The organism is Candidatus Jordarchaeum sp. (genome assembly GCF_052745115.1).
Genome location: NZ_JBRAKS010000058.1, coordinates 1 through 15,058 on the forward strand (window position 1 = coordinate 1; position 15,058 = coordinate 15,058).

Here is a 15,058-nt window from a genome sequence, read left to right on the forward strand (position 1 = left end):
TATAAACTGACAATTAACAGAATAGAAAAACAGTTAATAAAGCGGGGATACTGTACAGCAGGTTATACTCAGCGATCCAGACATCCTAAATGCAATGCAGAAAGAAGTAAAATAGTCCTATTCCCCACAATTTTTAGAAACAAAACAGCCGAAAACAATACATTAATGATTATATCACTCCGCTTTCCAGAAAAATCAACTAAATACTTACGAGTTAACGGAAAAAGTTTAATTACGCGTTTATACAATTTCCACATGCTGATAAGAGGTGTGAAATGCGTTGACTTATCTAATCGGAGAAGCGTTGGTCGGTAAGGGACAAGAGTTAGCACACGTCGACTTACTAGTAGGCGAGAAAGAAGGCCCTGTGGGCACAGCTTTTGCCCAAGGACTAGCCACTCTATCCTCAGGCCACACACCCCTCCTCGGAGTAATAAGACCCAACCTCCCACCAAAACCTCACGTCCTCATTGTACCAAAGGTCACCGTTAAAAATATGGAAGAAGCTAACAAAATCTTCGGACCCGCCCAAGCCGCAGTCGCAAAAGCCATAGCCGACGCCGTCGAAGAAGGACTAGTACCAAAGGACAAACTAGACACCTGGGTAATAATAGCCAGCATATTCATCCACCCCGAAGCCAAAGACTACCGAAAAATCTATCATTATAATTACAGCGCCACAAAACTGGCACTGAGCAGAGCCCTGACAAACTATCCCCCATTAGAGAAGATACTCTATGACAAGGATAGGGCCACTCATCCGGTGGCTGGACTGAAAGTGCCTCGTCTCTGGCGTCCACCATACTTGCAAATTGCTTTGGATAATCCTTCTATGGAACAGGCTACAAGAGTGATTAAGGAGCTTCCCAAGAGTGACAGGATAATACTTGAGGCAGGAACGCCTCTGATTAAGAGATATGGTGTGAGTGCGGTGAGTAAACTAAGGGAAGTTGCGCCAGACATATTTATAATAGCCGACCTTAAAACCCTTGATACCGCTCAGGTTGAAGTTGATATAGCATATGAAGAGACTGCTGATGCCGTGGTTGTATCTGGCTTGGCTAGTAATGAGTCTATAGATCGTTTCATTTATGAGGCGCGTCGTCTGGGCATTTACTCCATAATTGATATGATGGAAGTGCCTGATCCTGTGGAGAAGCTTGGTGAACTGAAATCGTTGCCAGATGTCGTTATACTTCACAGAGCCATAGATGTCGAAGCAACCGGCGAGAAGCCTCGATGGCATCTCATCAAAGAGATTAAAAACAAGATACCTAAAGATAGCAAGATGCTTTTCGCTGTTGCCGGCGGCATAACACCCGAAACAGCTGGAGAGGCTCTCGCGGCTGGAGCAGACATCCTAATCGTAGGAAGGTATATAACCCAAAGCAAGGACATAGAACGCGCCACGCGCGAATTTATTGAGGTGTTTGTGAAAGAGTTGCCGAAGGAACCTGGGGACGTGGATTTGTTTAGATACCATGTTGAATGAATAGTTTTTACATTTAATAAATAATATTTCAATAATCACATGGAGCAACCACTCTCTCCTCTTATATTCAATTAGGCTAGCTTCCGCACTCTGCGCTTAAAACTGTATTTTTTTAGCGTAGACTGCTTCTCCTTTTTTTGGCTTTTTTACTTGTCTTTGGGGTACATTAGTTTGTAGTGGCGTTTTTAGGATTTGGTGGTTGAATTCCTGTACTGCTTATAATATCTGTGTATGCATAATTTTTGACTCAGAAAACCTTTCACTTGTTTTCCCAATTCCATACAAAAAAGATAAGAAATTTTTTTTAAAAAAAATTTTTCGTTTTTTAGAGTCCGAGTTCTGAGAGTTTCTTCTTGGTTGGTATTCCGTTATCATCCCATCCTCTGGCTGCGTAGTACTCGTTGAGCATTGGTTCGAGTTCAACTGTTTGCCCTGCGGTGGGGCCCTTAGTAGTTTTTTCCTCCAAGAATCTTTTAGGAAGCGTGTCGTCCTTCCTCGATACCCCTTCCCGAACGTTGAATAATCTCTTCAGATTGAAAATTCGTTCACCTATCTTCACTAGTTCTCCTACTTCCATTTCGTATCCAGTTGCCGCCGTAACCATTTCAGCCGATTCGTTTGGAAGATAAGCGTACAAGTCGTATATGAAGCTGCATAAAACTAGTGAATCAACCGTGGTTTTAAAGTCTTGCAATCCCTTTATCACATATCCCTTGCCCTCAACATCATACGCCCCAGCCACCTTGTCAAATCCTAGCTCCGGTCTTGCCATGGCCAACATCTCCACCAGTTGTGGCGCCGGTCTCAAGTGACATGCGCCTCTGTTTGAGGTTGCATATCCTAGACCCAGACCCTTGTAACCTTTCGGCTCATGCAGTGGTGTTTCTAATCCTTTGACGTGCATTGCGAATTTTTCTGATCCTTTGCCTAGTTTTTTAGAGGCGTTTCTTACTCCTTCTGATAGTGTTTCGCCTATTCCTTCTTTCATGCCCATTTTTTCTACCAGTTTTACTAGTGCTTCGTGGTTTCCCCAGTTTAGTTTTAGTCCTTCGGTTTCTTTGTCTGTTAGTATGCCTTTTTCGTAGCACTCCATGGCGAAGGCGACTATGTTTCCGGCTGATATGGTGTCTATTCCTAGTTGGTTGCAGATTATTCCGGCTTTGACTATGGATCCTAATTCGCTGTTCATGCAGAGTGAACCGAAGGCAGCGACTGTTTCGTATTCTGGGCCAGCTCCTGCGGTGCCGGCGTAGGGTCCAGTTTTTACTTCTACGTGTCCTCGCCCGCATGCTACTGGGCATCCGTAGCAGGCGAATCTTTTAGTTGTTATTTGCTGTAGAGCGTTTCCATCGATTTTGTCTGCTTGGTCGAAGACTCCCTCTCTGTAGTATTGGGTGGGGAGTGTTCCCATCATGTTTAGGCTTGCGGTGGCGCTGTTTGTGCCTTGGTTGGTTACTCCTTCCACCATGAAGTTTGCTTTTAATGCTTCCCGGAATTTTTTAGCGTTTTCGTTTAACTTTTCTGGGTCTTCTACTGGTATTTCTTGTGTTCCTCGCACCGCGATGGCTTTCAATTTTTTGGAACCCATTACTGCTCCTAGTCCACATCTTCCGGCAGCGCGGTCCTTGTCGTTCATGATGCAGGCTATTTTGACTAGTTTTTCTCCTGCGGGTCCTATGGAGGAAACTATTATTTTGCTGTCACCGAGGCTCTCTCTAATTATGTCCTCTGTTTGGTAAACGTTTTTACCCCAGATTTTGCCTGCGTCTTTTAGTTCTGCTTCTCCGTTTTTAATCCAGAGATAGATCGGTTTCTCTGATTTTCCCTCGACTACAATGGCGTCGAAACCGGCGAATTTGAGTTCCGCGCCCCAGAAGCCTCCCGATGTGGCTTCTCCCCAGATTCCGGTTAAGGGTGATTTGGCTGCGATGAGGTGTCTGCCGGAGGAGGGTACTCTGGTTCCGGTTAGTGGTCCGGTGGCGAAGACTAGTTTGTTCTCAGGTCCCAGAGGGTCGATTCCCGGTTTAAGTTCATCATATAGTATTTTAGCCGCTAGTCCTGATCCGCCTAGGTACTTCTTCTGTACTTCCTCTTTGAATTCCTCTGTTGTAATTTTACTCTTCGAGAGGTTTACTCTCAGAATTTTTCCAAGATATCCGCCCATAATGATCTACTCCATAAATTAATTGATTTGGGTTTGATTTAGTGTTTTTCTTGAATAACAAGTATATCTTAAGAATTGAAGGTGTCTATATTTAAAATTATAGCCAAAAGAAGTTGTGACCCTATTTTAGCTCATTTATCGTATATATTTTCTAAAATTTTTTTGTGAATTTAGAATTCCATCTTTGCATCTGTTGGCCTCTGGAGGAGGGGAATTCGTGTTGGCATTTGGGGCATTTTATGTAGCCACAGTCTCCCAGAGCTGCGCTGGGGCATGTTCCACAGGCAAATGTTCTGGAGTAGGTGAGGTTGAATGTGAATCCGCACTTGGGGCATGTTACGTTGCCTGAGCTCATTTATAGGCCTCCGCTAAAACTACTTTTTGTCCTATAATAAAGATTTCGAAAAGGAAATAAAAGAAATTAGAGTTATAATTGTGTTCTTAAAGAAACTCTTCGATCTCAATCATTCTCATTAATCTTTTCAATCGCTCCTCTAATGGAGGATGCTTCCTAATTAAAAACCGGTAGTTATTGAAAAAGCACATAACAGTCTTTGGTAATAATCTGGCGTCTTTCGCGTTCTCGGCTATTTTGATTAAGGCTGATGCTAGAGCTTCCGGCTTCTTGGTGATGCGGGAGGAGATCTTATCCGCAAGGAATTCGCGTTCACGGTAAATCACTGGCTCTATAAAGTATGCAAAAGGATTGTAAAACATAACGGCTCTAAGGAAAGAGGATGTTTTTCTAACGAACCTATCATTATTCATTATATGGGCTAGTTCGTGACCCAGGCAGGCTTCTAGCTCCTGCTCATCTAACAAGTCAATCAAACTATTTGAAACAACTATTAAGGGGATTTCCTTGCTTTCATCAACGGTAAACATTATGGGACTCTCAAACTTTAAAACAAAGATTTCCGGCATATCTATATCCATCAGTCGAGCAAGTCTTTTGGTAATGCTTTTTAGCTGACCATAATCATTAAAATTTTCATTGCTTTTAATCACAAGTTTGGATTGGAAAACATCTTTACGGTTACTAAAAGATTTTATTCCCTTAAACATAAAAAGAAATACAAAACAGGTAATAATTAGCTGGAAGACGCAATAAGTCAAAAAACCTGTGCTATAAATATTTTCAAACATTGGGGAAATAGGATGCCCTATACTTAAAAGGTATATCTGCGAAATTAAAAATCTTAAAGGAATAAAAACTATTGGTAGGAAGAGGGTAAATAGCCAAATCTTGGTTTTTATAGAGTATGCGTCTTCTTTTACCGTTTTACAAATAATGAGACTTATAAAGGGCATTAAGAGAACTAAACCCCCCAAAATTGATTGCATTTGTTCAAGAGGTGTAACAATTTGATACAGATTAAATAAGAATAAAACATTGAAACTAGATGCTATAGCATCAAATATGAATCTAATAAATAAGCCAAGTAGTCTAAAAATTTCGAGAAATGGATTCACGTCTTAGACTCACCTTTACTCTTTATCTTTTTCAACTGTTTTTTGATTTCTTCTAACATCTCCGGATTATTTATATTTAAGTTTTCGAGCAAAAACATTATGGTAGAGTCCTCAAAAGATTCAAAAAGTCCGCCTAGAACATGTTTTGCAACTAACTTTTCAAACTCTTTTCGGGTCAGGGCGGGGGAATAAACATAGTAGATACCTTTCTCTCTTATCAACTCGCGTTCCACGAACTTTTTCTTATACAACCTGTCAAGAATCGTAGCTACCGTGTTAAAAGCCAAAGATCGACGGCTCTTTATGTCCTCATGAATATCTCGAACAGACGCTTTTTGGAGCTTCCAAAGGGTATCCATAACCTCCGATTCCAGATCGCCTAATACCTTCGACAAATCCTTTTCATGGGGCTTAAACTCATAAACCTTAGGCTTGTCAACCATAACTATACTTTCCTTGAAGTTCTTCCCGGAAACGGGATTATCCTCTAGAACGTGGGTTAATTTCCCACAATTCTTTTCAATTCACCATAATCTTTAAATAGTTATATTAATTATACCTATTTAAGTTTAACTACAGAGAGTAGTTCATACTACTTGAAATAGTTAGCTTATAAATACAAAAGGGAAAAAGAATGAAAAAACATTCAATACTAATAATACTAGTACTAGCAATAAGCCTATCCATACCATTACTAGTAACCCAGACTCAACCAGTTTACGCACAACCCATGAGCCATACATACACATTCTCAAAAACTATACCAGAAGCTGAAGTAAATTTCACCGTGACCACCGATATAGGAATTTTAGTAGAGGGCAACGTCGCGGTTTGGATCCTTAGAATTAACGCCAATAGCAACAGCAGCGTACAAAATATAATTGTTAACAGTGTTTCCAACGGAACAAAAATAAGCCGAGGACTGATGTTTCCACTTTCAAATGCATTCGCATCGGACACGAATATGATTCCGCTTTCCCCCTTCCCCTTCTTAGATAACTTTACTCTGGTGAAGTCTGAAAACGTGTTATTACTTGAAGGTATTGCTGGCTTTCCCTCTCAGACTTCTTTTAATCTCAGCGTAACCATAAAAACTTCTGAAAATTACACTGTTTACTTGGCTAGTGATGTACCAACTGTATCTTTGGTACTGCCCAATCCGGGCAGTGCGCCACCGGTGATTAACTATTATCTTATTCTCTTGTACTCTATGGTCTTTCTGTTACCGATATCGATGATTCTCTCAAATCGTTGGCTAAAGATTCGTAAACTCAAGAAAGAAGGATTGGAGGAGGTGTAGTATGAGGTGCGAAGCAGAATTTTAATTTTTATTGTGATACTTGCTTTGATTCTAGGGATAACTTCTGCGGTTTATTTCCAATCAGAGCCTACACCAACTTATCCCAATACCCCATTTATATTATACTATTTTAGATATGACTACACCGTACAGAGTAACGGTACCGCAACGCTAAGTGGATTAACATCGACAGTGATTTGGTCTGAGGGATATGCTAATCCAAACACGGTTTTGGTGGCTGAAAGAAACGGATTTGCCCCCATCCAATATAGTGAGGTAAATCTTTACACACGAGAAACAAATACTACTGGGGAACACTTTCTGTGGTGGATTCCTCCGTGGTTGCCAATCGGAACTCCTGTAAACATAGGTAATAACACTGGTGTTATCGTAAGTGAAACTGAGTTAAGTGTGCAACAATTGTTAAGAAACACAAAAGCGGTCTTTTATTCAGGATCAGACAGAACAATTATTGCCAACTACGATGCAAATAGTGGTTTTCTAATTCAGTTACAAATCAAAGAAGGAGAACAGATTAGCATATACCAACTGCAATCCACACTGGGTGTTTCTCTTGGAGTCTCTAATTATTACTATGCTCGTGTAATCTTCCTGTGCTTATTCATACCCGCTTCAGTAATTTTCATACTAATGCTTCCTTGGCCTTGGAGAAGATGGGGTCAGAGCTTGTCTAAATTTTTAAGAAAGAAGGTTTAGGAGAGACAGCTATGTTAGCAATCGAAACTCAAAATCTAAAAAAGGTGTTCGGGAATTTTCGCGCTCTAAAGGGAATCAATCTAGAAGTTGAGGAAGGAACCTGCTACGGACTCCTAGGACCCAACGGAGCTGGAAAAACAACCACGATTAAAATCATACTCGGACTGCTCTCACCAACGGAAGGCGAAGCCAAAGTTTTTGGACATAAGGCGGGTTCATTCCAGGCTAGACAGAAGATAGGTTATCTACCAGAGAGAGTAGGATACTATGCTCACGTTAAAGCCATCGATTTCTTACGCTACATCGGAATTCTATCAAACATGTCCTCAGCCGATACAGATGCAAGAGCAGAAGAACTATTAGAATGGGTTGGTCTCGGCGGTTGGGGCGAAGCACCCATAGGCAATCTGAGCGCCGGAATGAAGCAACGCCTCGGACTAGCACAGGCAGTAATGGGTGACCCCGAACTAGTTATCCTCGATGAGCCTACCAGTAACCTCGACCCCATAGGACGAAGCGAAATACTGGAGAGAATCAAGGATATAACCAAAGAGGGAAGAACCGTATTCGTATCCAGCCACGTTCTTCCCGAGATCGAAGTTGTTAGCGACTACGTGGGAATTATCCACAGAGGAGAACTGATAAAACAGGGCAAACTAAAAGACATCAAAAAGGCGGAACTAAAAAGAGGAAAACATGACTACGAGCTCATAGTTGATAAACCCGAGGCGATTATTTCTGAGCTACAAAAAGCACCCTTCGTCACAAGCGTAACCAAGAGCGACGACCGTATACTCATAAAGGCAACAGATATGGATCAACTGGGTCAGAAACTGCCAAAACTACTAGTCGACACCAAAGTTCAACTCGTCAAATTCGCTCCCCTAGGGGAAAGCCTCCAAGACATTTTCCTACAAATAATGGGGGAAACAAAAAATGAGCAAAAAAAGAGTTAAAACCAAAACTAAAACTAAAACAATTCCAGAAAAACCATCAGCGATAGAAGAATCCCTAAGCGATAGAATAATCAATCTTCTAAGCCAATCAATTCGACTATTCTGGGAAGAGGTGAAAAATTCCTACAGAACAAAATCCTTCGCCGCCTTCGCAGCACTAATGGTACTACCCCTAATAATAATCCTCATATCATACGCAGTCACACAGTATCCAGGCATGTTCAACCAAGTACAAATCAGCCTATTCCTAAACGGTATATACGGAGAAGACGGGGCAATACTAACCTTCAGAAATGTTTTCGCAGGAACAATGGGTATAAGCACCGGAATCGGGTTTGGAATGGGAGGCTTTGCAACAATATACTACCTTGGCGTCCCGATAATCGCTATAGTAACAATCCTCACCTCTGGGATAATAGCGGGAGACCGTGAACACGGCACCCTACCAGTATACGTCTCAAAACCGGTTTACAAAACCCAACTCGTCCTGACAAAATTCTTTGGATTCGCTTTCATCAGTTTAATCCTAACCATACTAGTTTATTATACCATGTACTTTATATTTGCGTTTTCTATCCTAGCCCCGCTAGGGATACTTATAGAAGGCATAAGCTACACAATATACGTCGCAAACAATCTAATCCTAATAACTTGGATTTTCATTTTAACAGTTGGCTCCGTCACCACACTAGTCTCATCAATTGTCGACCGCCCAATCCTCGCAGGCGTCATCGCCCTCATATACCTACTAGTAGTATCCTTCTTTTCAAGTTTCCTAATGTTTTTCCTAGGTTCAATCGCCGACGCATTAAAATATCTAGATCTGGGAGGCCTAGCAACCAACATACTAAACGTAAACATTCTAGGATTCGAATACTACCAAGCAATATGGGATATAATCTCACGAGCCGGTTTTATAGCACAACAGTTACTCGGACAGCTAATAGACCCAATCACCGCAATCACAATTCTAATCTCAATACTACTAGTAACCCTCGGAGCCGCCTGCATAATAACACAGATACGCGAAGTAAAATAACCCCCCACATTTTTTTTTACCAACACAAAATCAAAACAACCACAATAAAACTGTTAAAAACCCCACAAAAGGCAGAAACCTCCACTCACCGAATCACCAGAACACAAAAAAGAAAATTCACGTTTTAATCTTACCCAAATTCTCCAAAATATCTACAGCCACCTTCCGACCACTAATCAACATTCCACCAAATATTGGTCCCATGCGCGGTCCTCCGGAGACTGCGTTTGCGGCCATTCCTGCTACGAAGAGGCCGGGGTAGACTTGTTTTGTGGTTTCTATGAGCATTTTTTCTCCTATTTGGGTCCACATTGGTTTTTCGCCGATGATTTTTCCGGTTTCTGTTTCCAGTCTGGCTCCTGGGATTTTTCTTAGTACAACGTTGCAGATTTCGGCGTCGTGGCCGGTGGCGTCGACCACGTATTTGCATCTGACGGTCATGGGGTCTACATGTAGTTTGGCCATTTCCACTGCGGTCCATTGTATTACTACTCCGGTGATTTTGTCTGCTTCGCGTATCATGACGTCTTCGATGCTTATTAGGTTGAAGATTTTGGCTCCTGCGTCTATTGCGCCTGCTGTTAGTTTTGCGACTGTTTCTAGGGAGTCTGCTACGAAGTATCCTGGTTCGACTTCTACTGTGTTTATTTTAAAATCGTCTAGTATGAATTTTCCTTCTCTCTGGACTACTATTTTGTTGAACATCATTCCTCCTCCGTGGCATCCTCCGCCAGTGCTGAGTTTTCTTTCGAAGACGACTGTTTTGGCTCCGTCTTCTGCTAGGTATTTGGCTGCTGTGAGTCCTGCGGGTCCGGAGCCTGCGATTACGACGTCTACGTCTGTGGCTTCTAGTAAGTCTCTCATGTAGGAGTTGATTATTAGTTTGGTTATGGTGATTTCGTCTAGATCCATTGCCATCTTTCTTCCTCCTTGATTAGAACGATTTAATTTTTTGCTGGGTTGCTTTTAAAGCTTAGAAGCATTTATCATATAAATCTAACGAAATAATTATTTATATGCTTGATAAAATTGTTTCGAAACAGTGTTTCTTGAATATTAATGTCTTTTGATAAGAGTTTGGAGAGATTCAGGTATGAAGGAAATTGGTAGATATCTCTTTTCGGAGGATCTTTATTATACTAAGGATCACTTGTGGACCCGTATTGAGGAAGGCAATCGTGTCCGGGTGGGCTGGAGTGATTTTGCCCAGAAGATAGCGGGTAAAGTTGTTTATGTGAAGATAAAGGAAGTGGGTTCAGAGGTGAATCAGGGGGATGTTTTCGGCAGTATAGAGACCGGAAAGTGGGTTGGAAAACTGTTTGCTCCTGTGGGGGGAGTAATCCGAGAGGTGGGAAAGATTGTGAAAAATCCCAGAGCTGCGAATAGTGATCCTTATGGTGAGGGTTGGTTTGCGGTGATTGAGGCTAAGAACTTGGAAGAGGATTTAAAGAATCTTCTGCACGGTGAAGAGGCGATTGAATGGCTTATAAAGGAGATAAAGGAGAAAACTGGTCAAGAGGTATGAATGATTATAATCTGGCTAATGGCTTGACATTTTTCTTCATTCTTATAGTTTTTATTTCCGCTGGTAAGGCTTCTTTTTTGGAGTAGTGTTTTGTAAGACGTTTTCCAGTCTGATTACACGCATGGTTTAAAACGATTTGTAAGCATATTTTTATTTGGAGGGTTATTACAGTTGGTTGATCTTCGTCCTTGGGTTTTGGAGAGTCACATTTCTCGTATTGCTTCTGAGATTCAAGAGGTGGAACTTGCTCGTAAAAAGCTTGCCGAGGCTTTTCGCAGAATTAAGGATAAGGAAATTTTTGACTTGGTGCAGCGTAGTGGCTTTCTGGACGTTTTTGAGAAGAAGTTAGCCTATCCGGTTAGTCCCGTGAAGCTTGAAGGAATGCGGGTTGGCGCCGTGGATGGGGGTATGATAAGTAGGTCTTTCCATGGAATTGACCTGATGCTTATTAGAGCGGTTGCGGCAATCTTTGTTTATGGTTCTGAGGGGCGTGTTGAGGTTGAATATTTTCCGCGAGAATATCCTCCTCCCGCAATTGTTTCTAATCTTGAGCCCTTATCCAGAAGCGACTATGAGATTTCAGCATCGTTAGAAAGATTATTGGCTGAGATTAAAGTTGCTACCGATTCTCAGGGACGCCACCCGATGGACATCATTATTCTGGATGGGGCTATACTGCCTCAGCCAAGTGATAGACCCTCCTCCCCCTCTTTATTTAAAAAATATGAAACTGTGATAAGGTCCCTAGAAAAACTCTATAGGATATCTACGGGTAATGGAATTCTTCTTGCCGGAGTTGTTAAGGATAGCAGGAGTACAAGATTCCTTCAAATACTCTCCCGATTATCTCCACTGCTCTTAGGTAAAGTTGATGAGCTAAAAGATCTATTGTCTTTTGATTATAGAAGGATTATTCAACGTACCCGAGACACGGAGTTCTTGTACCGTTTCCTCGATGTTGGGGAAAGAACGACAACTGTCAAGTACGCGGAGAATAGTGAAAAGTATGGTCCACTAAAGGATTTAAAACAGGAATGGGCAGAAAAACTCAATGTTTTTTATCTTAAGCCGGTTGAATTAGATAGTCCCTTAAGAGTAGAGTATCTATCAAGCGATGTGAATCCCATTAAAACCACTCAAAAAATCTCTTCGCTTATATACTCCTTATCCTGCCACCACCCAGAATTCGGACTTCCAACAGTGCAGGTGGAGGCCCATGCCCAAGCTAAGCTTCAGGAAACCGATTTGGACTTCATTTACGATCAGATTGTGCAAAAAACGGGAATTACACCCTCCTTAATGTATTCGAAAAGGAGGGCTTATGGTGTATAAATCTAAGTTCAATTTAATGTAAAGATTACGATAAGATATGTTTAAATTGGTTTTTCATTAGAATTTTGGTGAGGAGAAAAAGTGAATGAAATTCGTGGGCACTGTAATTACTTCAAATTATCCGCCTAGTCCAACCACCTCGAACTTTAGCTTCGTAATCACTAACGATGAGCCGATCCCGGTGAGAAAAGGCCAGTATATCCAGATTAATACTGAGGACGGTCTACTGCTAGGCATGATTCAGGAGATAATCAAAACCAATCGCTTTTACTCACACGCGGAGTATGTGAAAGAATATGAGCGTGGGGGCCAATCCTTAACCTCAATTTTTCCCTGTGACCGATGGGATATGCTTATTGCAACCGCGAAGCCCTTAGGTATTTTCTCAAACAACGGCTTTTTTGACAAGGTGAGTTTTCCCCCTTCACCCGGTGAGAGAGTTTACATAGCTGATGATGAAGTTCTCGTAGATTTGCTTGGTCTCGACTTGGAGCATGGATTGTACTTGGGTAACTTACGTTTCCATGACGTTTCGGTTTCTTTAAATATGACTAGACTATTGCAGAAACATTTGGCTATTTTGGCGATGAGTGGAAGTGGTAAATCCTACTTAGCTTCGGTATTAATTGAAGAGTTACTATCTAGAAAAATTGAAAGTGGTAGAGTTGCAGTTGTAGTTGTTGATGTTCACGGTGAATACTCCTCACTTGCGAATAAACCAGATAAAGATGTTCAATTAGATTTTTCAGATAAAGTAATTGTTGTAAAGAGTCCCTTCGTGCAATTTGCAACTTCCCTCATATCTGGTAGATGGTTTGGAGCTTTCCAGCCAGAGATGTCACCGATACAAGTACGTGAGTTGGGTAGAATAATTACTGAAATGAGAAGAGAATATCGGGAAAAATCCTACTCTCTACAAGACCTATTAACCCATATAGAAAATGATTCAAAGATAACGCAGAGAACGAAAGAAGCAATGTTAAGTTGGCTGTACGAACTTGAGGATACGAAACTCTTTGGAGCAGAAGAAACCCCTGATTTAGAGAACATTGTTAAAGCTGGCCAAGCAGTTATTCTTGATTTGAGTGAAGCCACAAGTCTTAGGAAAAAACAGTTAATTGTAAGCTATGTTGCCTCCCGATTATTTGGCCTTAGAAGAAATGGTAAAATACCGCCCTTCACAATGATCCTTGAAGAGGCACACCAGTTCTGCCCACAGGCAAGGCAGGAACTAGCAATCTCCCAAAGCATTATAGAGCAGATAGCAAGAGAGGGAAGAAAATTCTACGCTAGTATTTGTTTACTTAGTCAAAGACCGGTGAGATTATCAACTACGGTTCTCAGCCAAGCCAACACCCACATTATACTACGAATTACTAATCCCAACGACTTGGACACCATAAAGGCGAGCTCCGAAATGATAACCTCAGAAACAGCAGGAATGATCTCCAGCTTACCTGTTGGAGAAGCCTTAATAGTGGGCAGCGCCGTAAACTTTCCTCTTTTTGTAAAAATTAGGCAGCGCTACACTAAAGAATCAACCTATGAAGCAAACCTGGAACAAGCAGCCAAAACTTTTGAACAGTCAACATCCTCATAAATAAATTAAACGAAATTCTTTTCAAAAATATTGAATTCTCATAGGTTTACAAATCAGAAAAGAAAAATTGAACCATTAATTTTAGAGATGACAGTTTCATTTATATAAGAAATCTACTTTTAATTGATAAAACAAAATTATGTTGAGGGTTTAATATTGAGTCTAGATTTTGGTGAAGGAGTAGATAAAGTTAGAATTAAAGTGTTATCCGAAAACACAACCGACATCACGCTTTTAACAGATGAGAAATTTAAAGAAAAAGTACAACAGCCAGGGGCCTCCACATTGATGTGCACCGCAGAGCATGGTTTAGCAATGCTTTTCGAAGTGAAAAAGGGCGAAAATGTTCACACATTCTTATTAGACGCTGGAGGAATATTGGGCACCATTGCAAACAACATGAAGTTTCTTCAGATAGACTTTAGTAAAATTGAGAAATTTGTTCTTTCACACGGTCACTTTGACCATTTCGGAGGACTCAATCACATCATCGGTCAATTTTCTCCAGGAACAGAAATCATAGTTGCCAAAAACGCATTTTATCCAAAATGGGCACTCATGGGTGACTTAATGGGTAAACAAATAGAGGTTAATATGCTAAAATTAGAGCAATTACAAAAAGAACAAAAAATCAGGCAGCTACCAGGACTAAATAAAGAAATGCTCAGTGAACAGATAAAAAGCAAGAATTTAAAACTGGTAGAAACAAGTAACCCCGTTCATTTAGCTCCGGGAGTATGGACCAGCGGCGAGATAGAAACTCCACTCAAAGAGGAGTTAACAACCGGATTATACCTTCAAAAAAATGGTGAAATCTTTTTCGATGATTTCCGAGACGAAATTTCAATTTTCATCAAAGTTAAAAACAAGGGCCTCGTAATACTAACGGGCTGTGGCCACACAGGGATAATGAATACGGTAAAAATGGCGCAAAAACTTTCCGGAATTAACAAGGTCTATGCACTCATTGGTGGCTACCACATGAACTGGGCAAGCAAGGGGAGAATCAACAAAACCATCAAATTCCTAAAAGAACTAAAACCAGAAATACTGTGCGCAATGCACTGTAGTGGCTTCGGATTTACTGCCCGGCTTATGAACGACATCCCGGAGAGCTCCGTATTAGGAATTGTTGGAACATCGTTCGATCTCTAATGTGCAATTTAATACAAAAATATCCTACTCTTTTATTTCCCACGAAAAACTAAAGATTTTCATAATTTATCTAAAACGCGCAAGCGTATGATGGTTTGCTATGAAAAACTTTTTTCATACTTGTCTAAAACGAAGCTTATGTAGGTTTATTTACTGATTAGGTGCTACCAATTTTAGAACTTTTATAGCGTCCCCCCTAAATAAGATATGAAAAAAATAAAAATTTGTATTCTCCTCTAGTCCTAAAGAGAACCGTTGTCCGAAACTTACCCATCTAGGACACTTCCAGACGATAGATTCGCAAA

Annotated in this window: 15 protein-coding genes; 10 read left to right on the forward strand and 5 right to left on the reverse strand. The window is 41.0% G+C overall.

Annotation, left to right across the window (positions count from 1 at the left end; genetic code table 11):
- The coding region (locus ACUVXA_RS06055) for a hypothetical protein (RefSeq protein WP_445870348.1) at positions 1–315 on the forward strand (315 nt) is incomplete at its 5' end.
- Positions 281–1,492 carry a bifunctional 5,6,7,8-tetrahydromethanopterin hydro-lyase/3-hexulose-6-phosphate synthase gene (locus ACUVXA_RS06060; protein ID WP_445870349.1) on the forward strand — a complete coding sequence of 404 codons (1,212 nt, stop codon included), beginning with the start codon at positions 281–283 and terminating at the stop codon, positions 1,490–1,492. The genes ACUVXA_RS06055 and ACUVXA_RS06060, both read left to right, overlap by 35 nt.
- A 325-nt stretch (positions 1,493–1,817) precedes the next feature.
- Here the strand turns inward: ACUVXA_RS06060 and ACUVXA_RS06065 are convergent, their stop codons facing one another.
- From ACUVXA_RS06065 to ACUVXA_RS06080, 4 genes are all read right to left on the reverse strand, one after another.
- Positions 1,818–3,656, reverse strand: a complete 1,839-nt coding sequence (locus ACUVXA_RS06065; RefSeq protein WP_445870350.1) for an aldehyde ferredoxin oxidoreductase family protein — start codon at positions 3,654–3,656, stop codon at positions 1,818–1,820.
- A gap of 151 nt (positions 3,657–3,807) precedes the next feature.
- Positions 3,808–4,011 carry a hypothetical protein gene (locus ACUVXA_RS06070; protein WP_445870351.1) on the reverse strand — a complete coding sequence of 68 codons (204 nt, stop codon included), beginning with the start codon at positions 4,009–4,011 and terminating at the stop codon, positions 3,808–3,810.
- An 86-nt stretch (positions 4,012–4,097) separates the two neighbouring features.
- A complete protein-coding gene (locus tag ACUVXA_RS06075) occupies positions 4,098–5,000 on the reverse strand; it encodes a M48 family metallopeptidase (protein WP_445870361.1) in 903 nt (300 codons plus the stop codon).
- Positions 5,001–5,125: 125 nt separating this feature from the next.
- Positions 5,126–5,572 (reverse strand): BlaI/MecI/CopY family transcriptional regulator, encoded by a 447-nt coding sequence (locus ACUVXA_RS06080; RefSeq protein WP_445870352.1) that lies wholly within the window; start codon positions 5,570–5,572, stop codon positions 5,126–5,128.
- Between the two features lie 191 nt (positions 5,573–5,763).
- Between ACUVXA_RS06080 and ACUVXA_RS06085 the strand changes: the two genes are divergently transcribed.
- The 4 genes from ACUVXA_RS06085 to ACUVXA_RS06100 are packed head-to-tail and all read left to right on the forward strand — an operon-like array spanning position 5,764 to position 9,141.
- The gene (locus ACUVXA_RS06085) at positions 5,764–6,429 is read left to right on the forward strand and encodes a hypothetical protein (protein WP_445870353.1); all 666 of its coding nucleotides are present in this window, start codon (positions 5,764–5,766) and stop codon (positions 6,427–6,429) included.
- A gap of 6 nt (positions 6,430–6,435) precedes the next feature.
- Complete coding sequence (locus ACUVXA_RS06090) at positions 6,436–7,146, forward strand: hypothetical protein (RefSeq protein ID WP_445870354.1); 711 nt, start codon at positions 6,436–6,438, stop codon at positions 7,144–7,146.
- An 11-nt stretch (positions 7,147–7,157) separates the two neighbouring features.
- Positions 7,158–8,102 carry an ATP-binding cassette domain-containing protein gene (locus tag ACUVXA_RS06095; protein WP_445870355.1) on the forward strand — a complete coding sequence of 315 codons (945 nt, stop codon included), beginning with the start codon at positions 7,158–7,160 and terminating at the stop codon, positions 8,100–8,102.
- Complete coding sequence (locus tag ACUVXA_RS06100; protein ID WP_445870356.1) at positions 8,083–9,141, forward strand: ABC transporter permease subunit; 1,059 nt, start codon at positions 8,083–8,085, stop codon at positions 9,139–9,141. Before ACUVXA_RS06095 ends, ACUVXA_RS06100 begins: the two co-directional genes overlap by 20 nt.
- A 117-nt stretch (positions 9,142–9,258) precedes the next feature.
- Here ACUVXA_RS06100 and ACUVXA_RS06105 read toward each other — a convergent pair whose 3' ends face one another.
- Entirely contained in the window at positions 9,259–10,053 is a 795-nt protein-coding gene (locus ACUVXA_RS06105; RefSeq protein ID WP_445870362.1) for a sulfide-dependent adenosine diphosphate thiazole synthase, read from the reverse strand.
- Between the two features lie 181 nt (positions 10,054–10,234).
- On the opposite strand from ACUVXA_RS06105, the gene ACUVXA_RS06110 reads away from it, so the two are divergent.
- From ACUVXA_RS06110 to ACUVXA_RS06125, 4 genes are all read left to right on the forward strand, one after another.
- Positions 10,235–10,666, forward strand: coding sequence for a glycine cleavage system protein H (locus ACUVXA_RS06110; RefSeq protein ID WP_445870357.1), 432 nt, complete (start codon positions 10,235–10,237; stop codon positions 10,664–10,666).
- A 171-nt stretch (positions 10,667–10,837) separates the two neighbouring features.
- Positions 10,838–11,998: a DNA double-strand break repair nuclease NurA gene (locus tag ACUVXA_RS06115; RefSeq protein ID WP_445870358.1), complete on the forward strand. Its 1,161-nt coding sequence runs from the start codon at positions 10,838–10,840 to the stop codon at positions 11,996–11,998.
- 85 nt (positions 11,999–12,083) lie between these two features.
- The gene (locus ACUVXA_RS06120) at positions 12,084–13,598 is read left to right on the forward strand and encodes an ATP-binding protein (RefSeq protein WP_445870359.1); all 1,515 of its coding nucleotides are present in this window, start codon (positions 12,084–12,086) and stop codon (positions 13,596–13,598) included.
- 156 nt (positions 13,599–13,754) lie between these two features.
- Positions 13,755–14,753, forward strand: coding sequence for an MBL fold metallo-hydrolase (locus tag ACUVXA_RS06125; RefSeq protein ID WP_445870360.1), 999 nt, complete (start codon positions 13,755–13,757; stop codon positions 14,751–14,753).
- Positions 14,754–15,058: the final 305 nt, after the last annotated feature.

Excerpts from the sequence above, each read along its gene's own strand:
- ACUVXA_RS06065 (WP_445870350.1), bottom strand. The coding sequence starts at position 3,656 with ATGGGCGGATATCTTGGAAAAATTCTGAGAGTAAACCTCTCGAAGAGT.
- ACUVXA_RS06070 (WP_445870351.1), bottom strand. The coding sequence starts at position 4,011 with ATGAGCTCAGGCAACGTAACATGCCCCAAGTGCGGATTCACATTCAAC.
- ACUVXA_RS06075 (WP_445870361.1), bottom strand. The coding sequence starts at position 5,000 with ATGCAATCAATTTTGGGGGGTTTAGTTCTCTTAATGCCCTTTATAAGT.
- ACUVXA_RS06080 (WP_445870352.1), bottom strand. The coding sequence starts at position 5,572 with ATGGTTGACAAGCCTAAGGTTTATGAGTTTAAGCCCCATGAAAAGGAT.
- ACUVXA_RS06085 (WP_445870353.1), top strand. The coding sequence starts at position 5,764 with ATGAAAAAACATTCAATACTAATAATACTAGTACTAGCAATAAGCCTA.
- ACUVXA_RS06095 (WP_445870355.1), top strand. The coding sequence starts at position 7,158 with ATGTTAGCAATCGAAACTCAAAATCTAAAAAAGGTGTTCGGGAATTTT.
- ACUVXA_RS06100 (WP_445870356.1), top strand. The coding sequence starts at position 8,083 with ATGAGCAAAAAAAGAGTTAAAACCAAAACTAAAACTAAAACAATTCCA.
- ACUVXA_RS06105 (WP_445870362.1), bottom strand. The coding sequence starts at position 10,053 with ATGGATCTAGACGAAATCACCATAACCAAACTAATAATCAACTCCTAC.
- ACUVXA_RS06110 (WP_445870357.1), top strand. The coding sequence starts at position 10,235 with ATGAAGGAAATTGGTAGATATCTCTTTTCGGAGGATCTTTATTATACT.
- ACUVXA_RS06120 (WP_445870359.1), top strand. The coding sequence starts at position 12,084 with ATGAAATTCGTGGGCACTGTAATTACTTCAAATTATCCGCCTAGTCCA.